Below are 18,002 nucleotides of genomic sequence, written 5' to 3'. Positions count from 1 at the left end.
TTTCCCGAGTTTATTTTTCCTATTATAAAATATACCCAAGGACTTTTTGTTGTAAATTCCTGTGGTAATTTTTTTAAATATGGAACTGCAAAACCTCCTGATTTCTGAACTACAGCACGAAGTAGTGCTCACCGAAAAGTTTTTGAAGCGTATTCCTGCCGATAAAATGGATTGGCGGCCGCATAAAAAATCAATGAGTATAAGACAATTAGCGAATCATCTCGCTGAAATCCCCAGCTGGATCACTGCTACTATGGAAATGGACGAAATGGATATGGCCGGGTACAAATCTCCCGATTTTGATAGTATTGAAGAAATTCTTAAAATATTGCAGAATAATACCTCTGAAGCTGAAGCAGCCTTAAGAAAACCGGATGAGGAATATCAAAACAACTGGAAAATGATCCAGGATGGAAAGACTTTGATGGATATGCCTAAATATAATGTGCTGAGAATGATGGTGCTTAATCAATTGCCACATCACCGGGCGCAGTTAGGTGTTTATTTTAGATTACTGGATATTCCGGTGCCGGCTACTTATGGCCCATCCGCCGATGAAAACTAAAGATCAAATTTAAATTCATAGCTTTGCACAAATTTTAGCTATGGAAGGATTAAAAGAACAATTCAGTAATTATTATACGCCTAAGCGTTTACTTATCAACGCGCTAATAATGACGGCTGCTACTATTTTCTTTATCTACCAAAGACCCGAAGAACCTTTATTAGGTATTGGTTTTGGAACAATTGCGGCTATTTACTTTGGATTTTTCGTTTATAAAAGGCTAAAATCTACTTCCTGATTTTATTAAATTTCATTTTCAAAATTAATCTTTTGAATATCAGATATTTTACTTCTTTCATTTTTATTTTGAATTAGTAGCCTCAGATACTTGTATCTTTAAAATTAGCCGTACATTTGCAGCCTTAAAAATGAGGCGCTTATATGACAGCTATTAAAAACATCGCGATTATCGCGCACGTAGACCACGGTAAAACTACCCTGGTAGACAAGATTATGTATCACTGCCGTTTGTTCAGGGATAACCAAAACACCGGAGATCTTATCCTGGATAATAACGACCAGGAACGGGAACGTGGTATTACCATTACTTCAAAAAACGTATCGGTAGTCTATAAAGACACCAAAATCAATATTATTGATACTCCTGGCCACGCCGATTTTGGTGGAGAGGTAGAGCGAGTATTAAATATGGCTGATGGGGTTCTATTATTGGTAGATGCCTTTGAAGGCCCAATGCCGCAAACCCGTTTTGTATTGCAAAAAGCTATAGACCTTGGTTTAAAACCATGTGTTGTAGTAAATAAGGTAGATAAACCTAACTGTACTCCAGATGAGGTACACGAAAAGGTTTTTGATCTTATGTTTGAATTGGGTGCCGAAGAATGGCAGCTTGATTTCCCAACAGTTTATGGTTCTGCCTTAAACAATTGGATGAGCGACGATCCAGACGTAAAAACAGAAAATATTGAACCTCTTCTTGATATGGTTTTGGAACACATTCCATCACCTAAAGTACAGGAAGGTTCTCCTCAAATGCTTATTACTTCTTTAGATTTCTCTTCTTTTACTGGAAGAATCGCTATTGGAAGGGTACAACGTGGACATTTGAAAGAAGGAATGCAGGTTTCTTTAGTGAAACGTGACGGAAGTATTAAAAAGACGAGAATTAAAGAACTTTTTATTTTTGAAGGTTTAGGCCGTAAGAAAGTAGAAGAAGTTCAGCCGGGTGATATTTGTGCTATTGTTGGTCTTGAAGGTTTTGAAATTGGTGATACCGTTGCCGATATCGAAAATCCTGAAGGTCTTAAAACCATTGCCATAGATGAGCCTACAATGAGTATGCTTTTCACAATTAATGATTCTCCTTTCTTCGGAAAAGATGGAAAGTTTGTGACTTCAAGGCATATTAAAGAAAGACTTACTAAAGAATTAGAGAAAAACCTTGCTCTTAGGGTAAAGGAAACCGATAGTGCTGATAAATTTTTAGTGTATGGCCGTGGGGTTATGCACCTTTCTGTTCTTATTGAAACAATGAGAAGAGAAGGTTATGAACTTCAAATTGGGCAACCACAGGTGATTATCAAGGAAATTGATGGTGAAAAATGTGAGCCGGTAGAAGAACTAACTATAGATTTACCTGAAGAAGTTTCAGGAAAAGCTGTAGAAATGGTGACGATGCGAAAGGGAGAAATGCTAAGTATGGAAACTCGTGGCGAGCGAATGATTATTCAGTTTATGATTCCTTCAAGGGGAATTATAGGTTTGCGTAACCAGTTGCTTACCGCTACAGCAGGTGAGGCTATTATGGCACACCGTTTTAAAGAGTATCAGCCGTTAAAAGGTGGAATTCCACAAAGACAGAACGGTTCTTTGATTTCTATGGAACGCGGAAAAGCAATTCCTTATTCTATAGATAAACTTCAGGATAGAGGGAAGTTTTTTGTAGACCCGGGAGAAGAAATTTATGAAGGCCAGGTTATTGGTGAGAATTCGCGTCAGGATGATATGGCGGTGAATATTACCAAAACCAAAAAACTTTCTAACGTGCGTTCTTCTGGTGCAGATGATAAAGCGAAGATTGTACCTGCTCTTAAGTTTTCTTTGGAAGAAGCTTTAGAATATATTCAGAAAGATGAATATGTTGAGGTTACTCCAAGGATCATAAGGTTAAGAAAAATTTACCTAACAGAAAACGAGAGAAAAAGAAATAAAATAGTTTAATAACAGCTAGCTTTAGCTAAATGTTTATTCAGAATTATAATAGAAAGCCCGTCATAGATGGGCTTTCTCTATTTTAAAAACTTTGGATATGAATGAATTTTTAGGAATTAGTCTTACTGAATGGATCGGTTATCTAGCCTCCTTTTTTGTAGCGATTTCTTTTTTTATGAAAAATATCATAAAGCTTAGAATTGTAAACAGCCTGGGATGCATTTTGTTTGTTATCTACGGAATTTTGATAGATTCCTGGCCGGTAGGTATAACTAACGGAATCATTGTAGCAGTAAATTTATACTACCTTGTTATTAATAAAAAATCGCACAGGGTTAAAGCTGATGAGGTTCAGCCTTAAACCGATTTTTGAACAACTTCAAAAACACGTTGGCCGTCACACTTCAAAGTTTTTGAAGGATATTTAAGCAATAAGGCATAATCGTGCGTAGCCATAAGAATGGTATTTCCGTTTTTGCTAATTTCCTGAAGTACTTCCATAACTTCTACTGAAGTTTGTGGATCCAGGTTTCCGGTAGGTTCATCGGCCAGAATAAGTTCGGGATCGTTTAAAAGAGCGCGTGCAATAGCTACACGTTGCTGTTCCCCGCCGGAGAGCTGATAAGGAAATTTAAACCCTTTAGATTTCATTCCTACTTTATCTAAAACTTCGTCAATTTTAAGATCCATTGCTTTTTGATCTTTCCAACCGGTTGCTTTTAAAACAAAAAGTAGATTGTCTTTTATATTTCTATCGGTTAGCAATTTAAAATCCTGAAAAACAACACCAAGTTTTCGTCTTAGATAAGGAATGTCTTTTTCCTTCAGCGTTCGTAAATTAAAATCTACAATAGTTCCTTCGCCTTCTGTAAGTGGCAAATCGCCGTATAGGGTTTTCATAAAACTACTTTTTCCGGTTCCGGTTTTACCAATAAGATAAACAAAATCACCTTTATTTACGTGTACATCTACTTCAGATAAAATAAGGCTTTCACGCTGGTAAATAGCAGCGTTATTTAATTCCAGGACGGTATTAGACATAAAGTTTCAGGATTTTCTTTAGTGTAAAAATATCCGTAAATATACATTTTTCAAAAGGCGCGGGTTTACTTTTTTTTACATTAACATAATTATCACTTTATATCCGCGTTAATAAAGCAAGGTTTAAATTATCTTTGAATCATCAACTTAAAAATCTATAAATGACACCTAACAAAATTTTACTGTTTGTTGTTTTAATTCTCTTCTCTTTTAAAGGAATTTCACAGCGATCGGCCAACTATACTCACGATCTCGCTGAATTTAACAAAGCACTTGAACTTTACAATAATCAACAATTTTTGGCTGCCCAAAATTTGTTTGATGAAGTGAAAGAGCAAACCGAAGACGAGAAAATTGAAGGAGATTGTGCTTATTATATTGCCAACGCGGCGGTAAGGTTAAACCAACCCGGCGCCGATAGGTTAATGGAGCGCTTTGTAAGCCGTTATCCCACCAGCACAAAGACGAATTCGGCTTATCTTGATGTAGCCGATTATTATTTCCAAACGGGGAAATATTCCCTGGCCCGTAAATGGTACGATAAAGTTGATGAAAAAAGTATGAGCCGGGCAGAAAAAGAGCGCTATTACTTTAATAATGGGTATGCTTATTTTAGGGCAAAACAGTATGACCAGGCCCGCACTTATTTAGAAAGGGTGCGCGATTCGCAGGAATTTGGTTCCCAGGCAAAATATTACATAGGTTATATGGCCTACGAAGGTGATGATTATGAAGAAGCCAACCAGAATTTTGAAGAGGTAAGTAGTAACGATAGGTACAGTGAAGACCTTTCTTATTTCCAGGCCGATATGAATTTTAAACTGGGGAATTTTGAAGAAGCTATTAAGCTCGCGAAAGAACAATTACAAAGTTCTAACCGTTTAGAACGTTCTCAATTAAACAAGATTATTGGTGAAAGCTATTTCAACTTAGAGCAGTATGAAGAGGCTTTACCTTACTTAAAAGAATATGATGGGGAGCGTGGAAGATGGAATAATACCGATTATTACCAGTTAGGTTACGCTTATTACAAGCAGGGAGACTATGAAAATGCAATCTCTGAATTCAATAAGATTATAGACGGAAAAAATGAAATAGCCCAGAACGCTTATTATCATTTAGCACAATCTTACCTGGAGTCAGATCAAAAGCAACAGGCTTTAAACGCTTTTAAGAATGCCAGCGAAATGGATTTTAATCCCCAAATTCAGGAAGATGCGTATATGAATTATGCAAAATTGAGTTACGAGATTGGAAATAGTTATGAAAGTCCGTCGCAGGTTTTGATCAATTTTATTGAAAAATACCCGGAATCTGAAAACCGGGAAGCGATGGAAAGTTTGCTTATAGATTCTTTCCTTACTTCAGGTAATTTTGAAGAGGCAATGCGTTTGCTGGAAAATAACCGAAACTTTAGCGATAAGCAGGCATATCAAAAAGTAGCTTACTATTACGGACTTCAGTTATATGAAGAAGGTAATTATGAAAAAGCGATCAACAATTTCGAAAAAGCACTTTCAGAACCAAGAGATCAAAAAATAACAGCGAAAGCCACTTTCTGGAAGGCTGAAAGTGAATATAATATCAACCGGATAGACGATGCGATAATCGGTTATCGGGAATTTTCCGGAATGAATGCTGCACAAGGCACCGATGAACTGGAAAACCTGGATTATAATCTTGGTTATGCATATTTCAAAAAGAACGAATATTCGAGAGCAATTGAATTCTTTAAGCGTTATTCAGAAAATGGATCTAACGATGTTGCCCGTAGAAATGATGCTTTATTGCGTTTGGGTGACACATATTTTGTGAGCAGCCAATACTGGCCAGCCATTGAAGCATATGATAAAGCACTTTCGCTAAGCGGCGATAATGATTATGCGGCGTTTCAAAAGGCGATGAGCTACGGATTTATTGACAGAAGAGATACCAAGATTTCTGAACTCCGAAGTTTTATAAATCAATATTCACGTTCTTCTTTTAGAGACGATGCAATGTATGAGTTGGGGAACACTTTTGTCTCTGCCAATAATACTTCCGAAGCATTATCAGCTTACGACAGGTTGATTAGAGAAGTGCCACAAAGTGCATTTGTGCCTAAAGCAATGCTTAGACAGGCGCTTATTCATTATAATGCTGATAACGGAAACCGTGCCTTAGAAAGGTTAAAAAAAGTAGTTAATGACTATCCTGATACACCTGAGGCTATGCAGGCGGTTTCAACGGCGAGAATGGTTTATGTAGATCTTGGCCGAACTGATGAATATGCTGATTGGGTACAAAACATAGATTTTGTTGAAGTGACTGATGCCGATTTAGATAATACTACTTACGAGTCCGCAGAAAATCAATATTTCAATAATGAATATGATAGGGCAATTAGCGGATTTGAAAACTACCTGCAGCGTTTCCCTAACGGAATTCACTCTATAAACGCGAACTTCTATTTAGGACAAATGTATTTTAGAAATGGAAACAAGGAGAAAGCAGCGGCTAATTACCGGTCTGTAGCCGAGAAACCTAAAAATGAATTCACCGAAGATGCGCTTTCAAGATTGTCTGAAATCTTGCTGGAAAATGAAAATTATCGTGAAGCGGTGAGTTATTTAGAAAGATTAGAGAAAGAAGCCAGCTCTGAGCAGAATGTGATTTTTGCACAATCTAACCTTATGAAATCATATCTTGAATTAGACCAGCCAGAAAAAGCTGCTAATTATGCAGATAAGGTATTGGCTAATTCAGAGTCAGATTCAGAAGCAAGAAACGATGCACGGGTAATTGTAGCACGTGCTGCTTTTTCTTCAGGAAATATGAGTAAAGCAAAAAGTGCTTATTCAGAAGTTCAAAAAACTGCAAAAGGAGAATTAGCTGCTGAAGCTTTATATTACGACGCTTACTTTAAAAATGAAAGCGGAAACTACGAAGCTTCTAACGCAGCGGTTCAAATCCTGGCGAAAGACTTTTCTAGCTATAAACGCTGGGGTGCTAAAGGCCTGCTTTTAATGGCCGATAATTTCTACGAACTGGACGATGCCTACCAGGCGACGTATATTCTGGAGAATGTAATTAAGAATTTCTCTAACTACCCTGAAATTGTTCAGGAAGCTAAACAGGAATTGTCCCGAATAAAGACAGAAGAGGCAAAAACCAATTCTTCGGTAGAAGCAAATAACTAATTCAACTTTCAATCTAACATTTAAGAATTTCTATATGCAAATGTTTTCAATAAAAAGAAACCTGTTTTTAAGTCTGTTTTTAATTAGTGGGGTTCTTTTTGCTCAGGATCCTATAGACAGCGAAACTGTAACCGTAGTAAAACCATATACCCCAACAGTTAAAGATGCAACTAAAATAAAGCAAACCCCCACAGAGGCAGATTCTGTACGGACTGAAAAAAGACCGGTGCAATACAGCATCTTTTCAGTTCCCGTGGCTTCCACATTTACACCTGCAAAAGGGCGTGCTACCACTGTAGAGAGAGAACGCCCGGTAAAGGTTTACGATAATTACGCAAGCCTTGGTTTTGGAAATTACGGCAACCTTTTAGCCGAATTTTACAGTAACCTGGAAGTGAACCGTACTGATAATTTCGGGGTTTATTTAGATCATAATTCGTCCCAGGGTGGAATAGACGGAATTGCGCTGGATGATAAATTTTATGATACCGAGCTTAACTTAAGTTATAACTCGAAAACAAGAAATTTAGGCTGGAAAACCGAAGTAGGAGCACAGCACCAGCTTTTTAACTGGTATGGGTTACCGCAAGGAGCTAATTTTAGCAATGCAGAATTAAATGCAATAGATCCTTCGCAAAATTATTTTTCAGCCTATGCAGGGGCCGAAGTTGAGCTTTACGATTCCTTTTTTGATAATGCCCGGGGTACTTTTAGGCATACGGGAGATTCCTATTCATCTGCAGAAAATCATTTTGATGCCCGTGGTACTTTTGAAGTAAATATTGCCGATGAGTTAATCACAACAAATATTTACACTGATATTGTTAACGGCCAAATGGGAGAACAATTTCTGGCAACAGATACTTATGATTATACTTTTATGAACTTTGGTATAAACCCCAGTTTATTAATTTTAAGAGATGATCTTACTTTAAATCTTGGTGTTGCTTTTTTCTATAGCCAGGATGTTGAAGACAGTGATGGCAACTTCTACATTTACCCAAAAGTAACGGCCAGCTATAGATTAGGTGGCGATTATTTTACACCTTACGCCGGGCTGGAAGGTGGCTTACAACAAAACACCTATTATAGTTTTATACAGGAAAACCCTTATGTTTTTCCCGGTTTAGAGATAAAACCAACCGATAATGAGTATAATGCTTACGTTGGTGCCAAAGGAAAATTAAGTAATAGTATTTCTTACAATTTTAAAACCGGTTATGAGTCGCAATTCAACAAAGCATTGTTTAGGCGAAATGCGCAGGCCAATGATATCACTACAGAAAATTATGCCTACGGAAATTCTTTTGAAGTGGTTTATGATGATGTAAAAACCCTTTCGGTAGCAGGGGAATTAAATGTAGATGTAAACCGAAATTTTAGATTGGGAATTAATGCTGAATATTTTAATTACAGCACAGACGATCAGGTTAAAGCCTGGAACCTTCCCGATTTTAAAGCCTCTTTAAATGCCGATTATCAAATTAATGAAAACTGGTATACCGGTGCCAACCTGTTTTATGTTGGCGAGCGTTTTGACCAGGAAAGGATAGCTTCAGCGGGAGACCCATCTATGAATACTATTAGCCTTGATAGTTACTTCGATGTAAACGCTCATTTAGGTTATAGGTTTAACGACAGGCTTTCAATTTTTGCCAAAGGAAGTAACCTTTTAAATAACGATTACCAACGTTGGACAAACTTCCAGGTACAGGGATTACAAGTACTTGCGGGAGCAACTTATAAATTCGATTTTTAATAAAAAAAGCCGTCTTAAAATTAAAAAAAGCATCATTTATTGATGCTTTTTTTTGTTATTAATAATATCTTCGGCCAAATAATAGAGAGTAGAGAGCTTTATTTCAAGTGTTTATAGGAGCTTGTGAGATGAAATTCCTTAACAATAACACAACATTGGAAATTCAAAATTAACAATAGAACTAACTAATATTGTACCCAAATTTTTAAGGAGGTTTTTAGCAAAGACCAAATCTGAATATCAAAATTATAAAAATAGCTACTTAAATGGCAAAAGGCAAAAAGTTTAAAAGGAGTGACCGGTCCCGTCCCTATTTGAATATTCTGGACTTTATGGTTCAGGAGAAGGCATTCCTTGCAATTGTTATTGTTGGTATTATCATGGCCGGAATTTTTACCGGTAACAAAACTGCTGCGATGTGGCTCGGTTTTTTCTTTGCTGCCTATGCAACGGTAGCTAATGATAGTATCCAGTCTTTAGGAACTTTTATTGAAAGTAATAAAGCCAAACGTTGGTGGATTCTATGGCTCTACGTAGGTACCATCTTTTTGGGAGTAGTAAGTTTCAGTTGGTTTTATTTTGATGGAGATGTGACCTTTCAGCGTTTGCTGAAACCCGATGGGACCTCACCTTATCCGCATCCTGAATCTTTCAGTTTCTTTCAAATTATAGCGCCTTTGGTACTATTAATCCTCACCAGGCTTAAAATGCCTGTTTCTACAACATTCCTTATTTTAAGTGTGTTTAGTGCCGATACTTCAGGGATTACCTCAGTAGTTTGGAAAAGTTGGACGGGTTATATTATGGCTTTCATACTATCATTTTTGGTATGGTATCTTTCCTATAATTTTATAAAAAAATATTTTAAAAGCAGGAAATTCAATCACAGTTGGACGATAGTTCAATGGATTGTAAGTGGTACCCTGTGGGGAGTTTGGGTTATGCAGGATGGTGCTAATATAGCGGTATTCCTTCCAAGGAGTCTGGATACTTTTCAGTTTATAGTATTTGCCCTTACTATCTTTGGTGGTCTTGGACTATTATTCTACTTAAGAGGAGATAAAATTCAGGAAGTTGTAAGTGAAAAATCAAGGATTTCTGATATTCGTGCGGCAACCTTAGTAGATTTAACCTATGTAATCCTGCTTATTTACAAACTATTTATAAGTACCGTACCAATGAGTACAACCTGGGTTTTCCTCGGAATTATTGGTGGTAGAGAAATCGCGATCAGTTTGGCAAGAACTAAAAAAGGTAAAAAACACCGTAAGAAAGCCGGTAAGATGATCTTTAAAGATTTCTCTTACGCGATGATTGGTTTATTCGTTTCTGTTGCACTTGCTGCAGCAGCAAATAAAAGTATTCGCGATCAAATTATCAATGCTATTTTTTAAGCATTAATTAAATAAAACTCATAAAATGCGCCTTTAACGGGCGCATTTTTTATTTTTATACGAAAATTGAGAACAATGAAAAAAATATTACTTCTTGGGCTATTCAGCCTGATGCTTATTTCCTGTAATTCTATAGATAAAGAGAAAGCCGACCTTCTAGTTTTTAATGCTGAAATTTATACTGTGGACGATAACTTTAGTTCTGCTGAAGCTTTTGTAGCTAAAGACGGTAAATTTCTGGAAATAGGCTCAGCTGAAGCGCTTGAGGAAAAATATGATATAGCTGAAAAGCTTGACGCAGGTGGCAAAAGTGTATTTCCCGGTTTTATAGACGGGCACGCTCACTTTTACCGCTTGGGGTTACAGCAACAACGGGTAGACCTTACCGGCACTAAAAGTTTTGATGAGGTTGTGCAGCGAATTGTTGATTTTCAGAATAGACGTGACGTAGAATTTGTAACCGGTAGAGGATGGGACCAAAATGATTGGGAAAATAAAGAATTTCCCACCAAAGATACCTTAGATGAATTATTTCCCGATACTCCAATTGCCGTTACGCGTATAGACGGTCACGCACTTTTAGCCAATCAGGCAGCGTTAGATAAAGCGGGAATTACTACTGAAACTCCTTTTGACGGTGGGGATATAGAACAAAAAGACGGGAAGCTTACCGGTATTATTGTAGATAATCCTATGAGTCTAATTACCAATGCTCAACCTGAACCTTCTACTCAGGAGCAGGTAAACGCCCTGCTAGATGCCCAGAAAATTTCTTTTGAATACGGGCTTACCACAGTAGTAGATGCCGGAATTGATAGAGCAACCATAGAGCTTATGGACAGACTTCATAAAGAGAAAAGTCTAAAAATAAGGTTATATGCGATGATTAGTAATACCGAAGAAAACCTTGATTATTATCTGGATAAAGACCCGATTAAAACCGAAAGATTAAATGTACGGTCAGTTAAATTTTATGGAGATGGCGCCCTTGGGTCCAGGGGAGCGGCTTTGAAAGAGGAATACAGCGATCGTGCCGGGCATTATGGCGCATTGCTTTCCCCGGTTGAAGATTTTAAAGAAACTGCCGAACGCCTGGCTGCTTCAAAGTTTCAGTTAAATACCCACGCAATTGGAGATTCTGCTAATTATCTTGTTTTAAAAACTTACGATGAACTTTTAAAAGATGGGGGAGATCGCCGCTGGAGAGTAGAACATGCCCAGGTAATTGATACTTCAGATTTTAAATATTTCAGTAAAAATATTATTCCTTCAATTCAGCCTACACATGCTACCAGCGATATGTACTGGGCAGAAGATCGTTTAGGTGAAGAAAGAATGCAGGGAGCTTATGCATTTAAAAAATTACTGGACCAAGCTGGGATTGTTGCCCTTGGAACCGATTTCCCGGTAGAAGAAGTGAGTCCTTTTTTAACTTTCTACGCGGCTGTTGCAAGACAGGACACCGATAATTTTCCTGAAGATGGTTTTATGATGGATCAGGCTTTATCCCGCGAAGAAACTTTAAAAGGAATGACCATTTGGGCGGCTTACGCTAATTTTGAAGAGGATGAAAAAGGAAGTATCGAAGCAGGGAAATTTGCCGATTTTATAATTCTTGATAAAGATATTATGGAAGTAGATGCTTCAGAAATTCCTGAAATTAAAGTTTTAGAAACATACGTAAATGGTGAAAAAGTATATTAATCCATTCTGTAAAAATAGATATCTTTGCACCTTAAAAATATAAGAAAATGAACGACGGATTATATGCAAAATTTTATACCACTAAAGGCCAGATTTTAGTGCAGCTTGAATTCGAAAAAGCACCCGGAACAGTGGGTAACTTTGTAGGTCTTGCTGAAGGTAAACTGGAAAATGAAGCCTTTCCGCAGGGAAAACCTTATTACAACGATCTTAAATTTCACCGTGTGATTCCTAATTTTATGGTTCAGGGTGGTGATCCACAAGGAACAGGAGTTGGTGGTCCCGGTTATAAATTTGAGGATGAAATTCATCCCGATTTAAAACACGATGCCCCGGGAAAACTTTCTATGGCAAACGCCGGTCCCGGAACCAACGGAAGCCAGTTTTTTATTACCCATACCGAAACTCCCTGGTTAGACGGAAAACACACCGTTTTTGGCAGTGTGATTGAAGGGCAGGATGTGGTTGATAGCATTAAGCAAGGTGATAAAATTGAAAAACTGGAGATTATAAGGTCTGGTGAAAGTGCACAGAATTTTAATGCAGTAGAAGCTTTTAGGCAGTTTGATGGAGCTAAAGCTGAAAGAGAGACAGCGGCTAAAAAAAGGGAAGAGGAATTGCTGGGAGAATTATCCCAGGGTTTTAAAACTACGGAAAGCGGACTTAGATATAAAATTGAAAAGAAAGGTGAAGGTGCTAAACCTGAAAAAGGACAAACCGTTTCTGTTCATTACAAAGGAATGCTTACTGATGGTAGCGTTTTTGATTCTTCTTATAAAAGAAATCAGCCACTGGAATTTCCGGTTGGAGTAGGGCACGTAATTAGCGGATGGGATGAAGGTATTCTTTTACTAAATGTGGGAGACCAGGCCCGTTTTGTGATTCCGTCGCATTTAGCTTACGGAGAACAAGGCGCCGGTGGTGTAATTCCACCAAATGCAGCTTTGGTTTTTGATGTGGAATTGGTTGCGGTAAAATAAAAGCCCAATCACAGATCCTTAAAATATAAAGACCACACAGGTTTCTGAAACCTGTGTGGTCTTTATATTTAACAGAGGAAGTTTAAAAAGTCTTGCTTTTCGTCTGGCTGTCCCGAAGCTTCGGGATATTTCAGCTTCTAATATCTAACGATCCTCATCCTGATATGAATTCAGGATGAGGGATTGGAAAACATTTTAAACTCTTTTTTCATAATCTTACTTAGAATCAGGTTGCGGGGTCATTCTTAGGTATGGTTTTACCTCTTTAAACCCTTTAGGGAACATCTCTTTGGCATCTTCGTTAGAAACCGAAGGACTTATCACTACATCTTCCCCGTGCTTCCAGTTGGCCGGTGTGGCTACTTTCTGGTAGGCGGTAAGTTGTAGCGAATCTATTACCCTTAGTAATTCATCAAAATTTCTACCGGTGCTAGCTGGGTAGGTAATCATTAATTTAATGGTTTTGTCTGGTCCAATTACATAAACAGAACGCACTGTAAGTGTGTTATCGGCTTTTGGATGTATCATTCCATATAAGTTAGAGACCTTCTTATCTTCGTCGGCAATAATTGGGAAATTAACCGTAGTATTCTGGGTTTCATTAATATCGTCTATCCAGCCTTTGTGAGATTCAACTCCGTCTACACTTAGCGCCATAACCTTGGTATTGCGCTTTTCAAACTCATCTTTATATTTTGCCACGGTACCTAATTCTGTAGTACAAACCGGGGTATAATCGGCAGGGTGCGAAAATAAAATTCCCCAGCTATCTCCTAAATAATCGTAAAAATTGATTTTTCCTTCTGAAGTTTCAGCATCAAAATTTGGTGCTTTGTCTCCTAATTTTAATTCGCTCATAATGCAATATTTTTAGTGATTCGAATTATAAAATTAAAGAATAATTTTTAGTATAACCTACTAAACCAATAGGATTTGCTTCCTTTGTGATAAAATTAACTGATAGTGTTTAAAGATTGCTTAAATATTTAATTTATAGCGTTTTAAGATTCAGGTCTGTACTTCCATTTAATACTACATCCAATACTTGGTTTTTGGTTTTCGGAAACTTTCTTATTTGAAAGTATGGCATCCATTGCATCACGTAAATGCCGACCGTTTACCGGAATTCCATTTCCGGGCCTGGAGTCGTCCAACTGCCCTCGATAAATTAATTTTAATTCATTGTCAAAAAGATAGAAATCGGGAGTGCAGGCAGCTTTATAAGCTCTGGCAACTTCCTGGGATTCATCGAAAAGATAAGGAAAAGAGTATTGATGCCTCCTTGCGACTTCGTTCATATTATCGGGATGGTCTGCGGGGTAATTTTCTACATCGTTACTCATAATAGCAGCAAACCCAAATCCCAACACCCGGTAATCTCCGGCCAGTCTCACTATTTCTTCATTTATATGTTTCACAAATGGGCAATGGTTACTTATAAACATAATTAAAGTGCCCTTATTACCTCTTACGTCTTTTAGGGAATACCTATTGTTTGTAATTACATCTACCAGATTAAAATCTGGCGCCGGTGTACCCAACTCTATCATATTTGAAGCGGTTCTGGCCATTTTTTTCTTATAAATTTACTCGATATTTGAAATCTAAAATGTTAGGTGCTGACTTCGGAATTAAAATATTCTTCCATATTTATTACTCACTGGCGCACCCGAAGTAATTTACGAATTCACTTCGAAATAGCCGCTTTTTTTCTAATTTGGATTAAAAATTAGATTATGGAGATTTCCTGGAATGATTTTGAAAAAGTAGAAATGCGAATAGGAACTATTACTGAAGTTTCAGATTTTCCTGAAGCGAAAAATCCTGCCTACAAGATGCTAATCGATTTTGGGTCTGAAATTGGCCAAAGAAAAACTTCGGCTCAAATCACTAAACGCTACAACAAGGAAGATTTACTTCACCGGCAAATTGTTGCGGTGGTCAATTTTCCGAAGAAACAGATCGCGAATATTATGAGTGAATGTTTGGTTTTAGGAGCTGTAGATAAAGAGAATGATATCGTGCTGCTAAACCCAGGCTTTAAAGTAGAAAACGGTTTAAGGGTTGGGTGAAATTAGTCTTCTATTTTTTCATATTTACTCCCACAAGCTTCAGCACATCGCGGATTATGAGGATACACATATAAATCGCCGTCTTTCACTTCATATTTTAGCTCAAAAGTATTTTCACCGCAATCTGTACTTATCATGTTCTCAACGTTATCGTAAGAGGTTTCATTGATATCTTCTTCATGGCAGAAGCTGGTTGAAGATTTAACCAAACCATTAGAAGTAAATTCAAGCGTTCTCCCGTTTTCAACAGGTTGCCAGGTACCGCTTCCATCACCGGGATCGCTCAGGGTTTCGGTTAACTGCCATTTTCCGGTAATTTCCCCTTTATCTAAATTAAGGTCCGGGCTGTTTGGAGTTGAAGAACAGCCGCCGGCCAATGTGGCGAATAATGCTATAAAAAGTAAATTTTTCATCCTTTGGTTATTTGTTATATAAAATAGATGCACACAGCCAGAAAAGGTTGCGTGCATCTGCCAGAAATTTACATTTCCTCACCAAAGAAAATGGCATTCATCAATAATTTATTAGTTCCGAACCAGAAAGCCCTGAAATTTGTATTATCGGTAAATAAAATCACATTTCCTCGCCCCATTCCTGTATGTTTAAAGGGAACAGTACCGGCAATCGAATCTAATCTCGCTGCGCTTATATAGCCGCTTAACAATGGTTCTTCGGTATACTGAATTGGGTTATTATAACTTTGTTTATCGGCTTCAACAAAAATTGTAGTATTTCTAAATAAAGGGAGTTTATCATTCGTGTAACCAAAGTTTACAGGATGAGACCGGTCTATATTCGCTTCAAAAATAGCACCGCCAATTCCCTGAGCGCCTCTAAAATCTCTTTGTTCTTCAAAACTAATATCTTCGGCTACTAAACTATCTTTTTTGATCTCCAGGTCCATAAAATCTTCGCGCTCAAAAAAGCGGGCGGCATTGCGATAACCAATTAAAGTTCCTCCATCGCGAACCCATTCTTTTAGTTTTTCTATATCTCCATCATCTAAAGCGCTCCCCCAGGAATTTGGTAGAATAATATCGGTGTATCCGCTTAGATCTGTTCTGGAAAAATTCCGGGTGTCCAGTTTAGTGATTTTCATATCGTAGCGTTGGTCAAACAGGTGCCAGATCTCACCGGCATCGTAGGGAGTGATCCCTTCGCCTACAATTAAAGCCACTTTTGCAGGTTCCAATGCTCTAAACTGATTACTTCCAAGGTTTACTCCCTGGGTTAATCCCGTGCCTATGCCATCTATTTGTACATTAGATTTTTGAGCTACTTCCTGGAGAAATTCGTGCATTTCCTCTTTATCTAATTCCTGATTTTGCACCGGAATTAAAATTGTCCCGTAGTCATACTCTTTGTTCTCCAAAGAAAAAGGCTGCATTCCAACTTTTGCACGCAAACCTTTTTCTAAAATCATATTTAAAGCTTTTGGCGAATAGAAATCGTGCCACTGCATTACATAAGCATAGTTGCTTTTTTCTACCGTTTCAATTTCCGGTTTTTCCAGGTTCTCTATTTTTTGTCCAGCCTTGTTCATCTTTACATCTTCGGCAAAATCAAGGTTGAAAGCTAATGGAAGCGTCCAGGCCGAAATATCGTAGAATAAACTATCTTCAAATTCCGTTCTACGCTCAAACATGGCTTTTACCAGTCTATGCTGACGTTGATTCTTAGGAACTACATAAGCAGAATTCTTTTTAAAATTAATTCCATCAGTTTTAAAATCTTCTTCTATTTGATGAATGTCTATTTTATGTTTTTTCAGGATTTTTGCCAATTCATACGCTGAAGAAGCATCTTTTTCGCTACCAAAGACATAAGCACCATTTTCAGCAGAATTGCGGGCATTTTTATAAAAATCGCGTTGATAATTGAGGATTTTCTCGCGCATATTTTTTGCCGCTTCCAATGTAGAAAGCGCCGCTGTAAATTGGTTTCTTATGGTAAATGGAAAGGTCAGTACACCATTATCGGTTTCCTGGGCGTGGCCACGGGAACTTCCTTGTTCAAAAAGAATTCCTATACTTCCATTAATATCGGGGAAAGTAGAACCTTTTCCGTAGTAAAAATCGTCGTAGTTTTCTTCAGTATAATAAAAAGAGCCTAACTCGTCAAAAGCTGCCGCGTGATAAGTTCCAATCTCCCGGGTTAAATCCTGGTTAATATCCGGTGTAAGTGGGTGGGTTCTGGAAGGAATTCCCGGCTGAAAGAAAAAGCTGGAATTAGAACCCATTTCGTGGTGATCGGTTAAGATATTTGGAGACCATTTATGAAAAGTTTCCAGGCGTGCCTGAGATTCTGGTAACTGTACCGGGAGCCAGTCACGATTCATATCAAACCAGTAATGGTTGGTTCTTCCGCCAGGCCAAACTTCGTCGTATTCTCTATCCTGCGGATCAGGATTTATATTTTCACTTTTGTGAATATTGGCCCAGGAGGAAAAACGTTGCAATCCATCTGGGTTAAAAGCAGGGTCAAAAAGAATAATTGTATTATCTAATAATTCCTGAATTTCTTCACCTTCAGCCGCTGCAAGATAATAAGCGGCTAAAAGTGCGGCGTTAGATCCGCTGGCCTCGTTTCCGTGTATAGAAAAACCCTGATTTACTACAATAGGCATTTCTTCGGTATCAAGCGAAGAAGCATTTTCCTGTGTTAAAGCAAGATGGTTTTGCCTGATTTCTTCCAGGTTATTCTGGTTTTCTTCAGAAGTAATAGTAAGCAAAATAAGGGGACGACCTTCGTAAGTTTCTCCACGGTTCTCAATGCTAATTCTTGGAGAAACCCGCGCTAATTCCCGCATATAGTTTAAAAGTAAATCGTGGGTTACGTGCCATTCTCCTGGAATGTAACCGATTATGTCTTGTGGTTTAGGAATTTCCTCATTATAGCTAACATCTTGTGGTAAATAATAATCAAGACTTAGGTCTTCTTGCTGAGCAAATGAGTTAACGAAAATGAAGAAAATTAAAAAGGGTAGAAGTTTTTGCATGTTGATTTTTATTTGGTTATAAATATAAAAAAACCGTCCTGAAAATATCGGGACGGTTTTATATTGTTGTTAAATAAACTACCTCGAAACAAGTTTACGAGGCAATTCAGGAAATACATTCATTGTGAGGTAAACCTC

General features: G+C 37.7%; 14 protein-coding genes and 1 pseudogene. 10 read left to right on the top strand and 5 right to left on the bottom strand.

Annotated elements, in window-relative coordinates; translation table 11 throughout:
* Positions 1 to 79 precede the first annotated feature (79 nt).
* From B5X53_RS14135 to B5X53_RS14120, 4 genes and pseudogenes are all read left to right on the top strand, one after another.
* Positions 80 to 565, top strand: coding sequence for a DinB family protein (locus B5X53_RS14135; protein WP_079713883.1), 486 nt, complete (start codon positions 80 to 82; stop codon positions 563 to 565).
* 40 nt (positions 566 to 605) lie between these two features.
* Positions 606 to 803, top strand: a complete 198-nt coding sequence (locus B5X53_RS14130) for a hypothetical protein (RefSeq protein ID WP_079713882.1) — start codon at positions 606 to 608, stop codon at positions 801 to 803.
* A gap of 143 nt (positions 804 to 946) precedes the next feature.
* Complete coding sequence (gene typA / locus B5X53_RS14125) at positions 947 to 2,746, top strand: translational GTPase TypA (RefSeq protein ID WP_079713881.1); 1,800 nt, start codon at positions 947 to 949, stop codon at positions 2,744 to 2,746.
* A gap of 67 nt (positions 2,747 to 2,813) precedes the next feature.
* Positions 2,814 to 3,098 (top strand): annotated as a pseudogene (locus tag B5X53_RS14120) (YgjV family protein); the annotation flags it as partial.
* Here B5X53_RS14120 and B5X53_RS14115 read toward each other — a convergent pair.
* Positions 3,095 to 3,778 carry a cell division ATP-binding protein FtsE gene (locus B5X53_RS14115; RefSeq protein ID WP_079713879.1) on the bottom strand — a complete coding sequence of 228 codons (684 nt, stop codon included), beginning with the start codon at positions 3,776 to 3,778 and terminating at the stop codon, positions 3,095 to 3,097. The pseudogene B5X53_RS14120 and the gene B5X53_RS14115 sit on opposite strands and share 4 nt — an antisense overlap.
* Before the next feature lie 161 nt (positions 3,779 to 3,939).
* Between B5X53_RS14115 and B5X53_RS14110 the strand changes: the two genes are divergently transcribed.
* The 5 genes from B5X53_RS14110 (at position 3,940) to B5X53_RS14090 (ending at position 12,794) form a co-directional block, all read left to right on the top strand.
* On the top strand, positions 3,940 to 6,957 hold the full coding sequence (locus B5X53_RS14110; RefSeq protein WP_079713878.1) for a tetratricopeptide repeat protein: 3,018 nt from the start codon (positions 3,940 to 3,942) through the stop codon (positions 6,955 to 6,957).
* A gap of 40 nt (positions 6,958 to 6,997) precedes the next feature.
* Positions 6,998 to 8,716: a TonB-dependent receptor domain-containing protein gene (locus tag B5X53_RS14105; RefSeq protein WP_232764062.1), complete on the top strand. Its 1,719-nt coding sequence runs from the start codon at positions 6,998 to 7,000 to the stop codon at positions 8,714 to 8,716.
* A gap of 266 nt (positions 8,717 to 8,982) precedes the next feature.
* A complete protein-coding gene (locus B5X53_RS14100) occupies positions 8,983 to 10,110 on the top strand; it encodes a hypothetical protein (RefSeq protein WP_079713876.1) in 1,128 nt (375 codons plus the stop codon).
* Positions 10,111 to 10,185: 75 nt separating this feature from the next.
* Positions 10,186 to 11,814: an amidohydrolase gene (locus tag B5X53_RS14095; RefSeq protein ID WP_079713875.1), complete on the top strand. Its 1,629-nt coding sequence runs from the start codon at positions 10,186 to 10,188 to the stop codon at positions 11,812 to 11,814.
* A 47-nt stretch (positions 11,815 to 11,861) separates the two neighbouring features.
* A complete protein-coding gene (locus tag B5X53_RS14090) occupies positions 11,862 to 12,794 on the top strand; it encodes a peptidylprolyl isomerase (protein ID WP_079713874.1) in 933 nt (310 codons plus the stop codon).
* A 216-nt stretch (positions 12,795 to 13,010) separates the two neighbouring features.
* On the opposite strand, the gene B5X53_RS14085 is transcribed toward B5X53_RS14090, so the two are convergent.
* Together B5X53_RS14085 and B5X53_RS14080 are read right to left on the bottom strand one after the other, a co-directional pair.
* On the bottom strand, positions 13,011 to 13,652 hold the full coding sequence (locus B5X53_RS14085; protein WP_079713873.1) for a peroxiredoxin: 642 nt from the start codon (positions 13,650 to 13,652) through the stop codon (positions 13,011 to 13,013).
* Between the two features lie 143 nt (positions 13,653 to 13,795).
* Positions 13,796 to 14,365 carry a thioredoxin family protein gene (locus tag B5X53_RS14080; protein WP_079713872.1) on the bottom strand — a complete coding sequence of 190 codons (570 nt, stop codon included), beginning with the start codon at positions 14,363 to 14,365 and terminating at the stop codon, positions 13,796 to 13,798.
* Positions 14,366 to 14,530: 165 nt separating this feature from the next.
* Between B5X53_RS14080 and B5X53_RS14075 the strand changes: the two genes are divergently transcribed.
* Positions 14,531 to 14,866 (top strand): tRNA-binding protein, encoded by a 336-nt coding sequence (locus B5X53_RS14075; RefSeq protein WP_079713870.1) that lies wholly within the window; start codon positions 14,531 to 14,533, stop codon positions 14,864 to 14,866.
* Positions 14,867 to 14,868: 2 nt separating this feature from the next.
* Here the strand turns inward: B5X53_RS14075 and B5X53_RS14070 are convergent, their stop codons facing one another.
* Positions 14,869 to 15,279: a hypothetical protein gene (locus tag B5X53_RS14070; protein ID WP_079713869.1), complete on the bottom strand. Its 411-nt coding sequence runs from the start codon at positions 15,277 to 15,279 to the stop codon at positions 14,869 to 14,871.
* A gap of 68 nt (positions 15,280 to 15,347) precedes the next feature.
* Entirely contained in the window at positions 15,348 to 17,864 is a 2,517-nt protein-coding gene (locus B5X53_RS14065) for a M14 family metallopeptidase (RefSeq protein ID WP_079713868.1), read from the bottom strand.
* Positions 17,865 to 18,002: the final 138 nt, after the last annotated feature.

Origin of the sequence: Salegentibacter salinarum, assembly GCF_900168115.1 — a bacterium.
Taxonomy (GTDB): Bacteria; Bacteroidota; Bacteroidia; order Flavobacteriales; family Flavobacteriaceae; genus Salegentibacter; species Salegentibacter salinarum.
This window is presented reverse-complemented; position numbering and strand designations above follow the sequence as displayed.